Annotated in this window: 2 protein-coding genes and 1 pseudogene; all 3 read left to right on the forward strand. The window is 70.8% G+C overall.

Annotation, left to right across the window (positions count from 1 at the left end; translation table 11 throughout):
* On the forward strand, positions 1 to 592 hold a 592-nt coding region (locus AC2W7M_RS25390), incomplete at its 5' end, for an SDR family NAD(P)-dependent oxidoreductase (protein ID WP_486135876.1).
* Between the two features lie 127 nt (positions 593 to 719).
* On the forward strand, positions 720 to 1,160 hold the full coding sequence (gene aroQ / locus AC2W7M_RS25395; protein ID WP_486135878.1) for a type II 3-dehydroquinate dehydratase: 441 nt from the start codon (positions 720 to 722) through the stop codon (positions 1,158 to 1,160).
* A gap of 61 nt (positions 1,161 to 1,221) precedes the next feature.
* Positions 1,222 to 1,356: pseudogene (locus AC2W7M_RS25400) on the forward strand (acetyl-CoA carboxylase biotin carboxyl carrier protein); the annotation flags it as partial.
* Positions 1,357 to 1,411 lie beyond the last annotated feature (55 nt).

The raw sequence follows: 1,411 nt of genomic DNA on the forward strand, positions 1-1,411 counted from the left end.
GCCACGCCGGCTCGCCCTCGACGTGACCGACGAGGCGGCGGTCGGCGCCGCCTTTGCCGGCCTCGCCGCCGAGGGGCGGGCGCCGGACGTGCTCGTCAACAATGCCGGCCTCTCGATCCGCAAGGGCGTGGAGGACCTCAGTCTGCAGGAATGGGACAAGGTGTTCGCGGTGAACGTCACCGGCGCCTTCCTGTGCGCCCGCGCGGCGGTGCCGCACATGCGGGCGCAAGGCGGCGGGGCGATCGTCAACATCGCCTCCATCATGGGTCTGTCCGGCGGCGGTCCCTATCCCAATCCGGCCTACCAGGCGAGCAAGGGGGCGCTGGTCAACTTCACCCGCGCGCTCGCGGTGGAACTGGCGCCTGCGGGCATCCGGGTGAATGCGGTGGCGCCCACCTGGGTGCGCACGCCCTTCATCGCCGCCTTGCTGGCCGACGACGCCACGCGGTCGAAGCTCGAAGGGCTGATGCCCATGGGCCGGCTCGCCGAGCCGCAGGACGTGGCGGCCGCAACCCTGTTCCTGGCCAGCGGCATGGCCGGCATGATCACCGGACACACCCTGCCGGTGGACGGCGGCTTCCTGGCCCAGTGAGGCGCCGGGCCGCGCGTCCTCCACACCGCGCCGGTAGCGCCGGGAACGGACGCTCTTTCCACGGGGCGCGTGCACCCCTATAACGCGCCAGCCGGCCAATGGGAGCCGGCGCCAGAACCTTGCGCGGATGTCCAGCACAATCCACGTCCTCAACGGGCCCAATCTGAACCTCCTCGGCACGCGGGAGCCGGGCATTTATGGCGCGGCAACGCTTGCCGACGTGGAGGCCCTGTGCCTGGAGGAGGGCCGCCGCCACGGCTTCGACATCGTCTTCCGCCAGACCAATTGCGAAGGCGGTCTCGTGGACCTGATCCAGGCTGCCAGAGGCGCGCGCGGCATCGTCCTGAATGCCGCAGCGTATACGCATACCTCCGTTGCGCTGCGGGACGCGGTGTCGGCGGTGTGCGTGCCCACGATCGAGGTGCATTTGTCCAACGTGTTCGCCCGCGAGGACTTCCGCCACCACTCGTTTCTGTCGCCGGTGGCGCGGGGCGTGATCTGCGGCTTCGGCCCGCAGAGCTACGCGCTCGCCATCGCCGCGCTCGCCCGACTGCCCGCCGCCCCGTGACGGGTGCCCAACGCCAACAGCCCTTGTGCGGCCCGATGCGGCCGGCCAGAGCAGGACCATGATGAAACCCTCGAAGACCTCCATCGACACCGCCCTCATCAAGGAGCTTGCCGAGCTTCTCTCCGAGACCGACCTCACGGAGATCGAGGTGCAGCACGATCAGCTGCGCATCCGCGTCGCCCGCAGCCCGGCGCCGTGAACATCACCCAGGCCCCCGCCCGTTGCCCCCGTGGCCCTGGCGCCGGCCGTCG

It is taken from the genome of Xanthobacter sp. BG11Y11_SDJG (assembly GCF_057364445.1).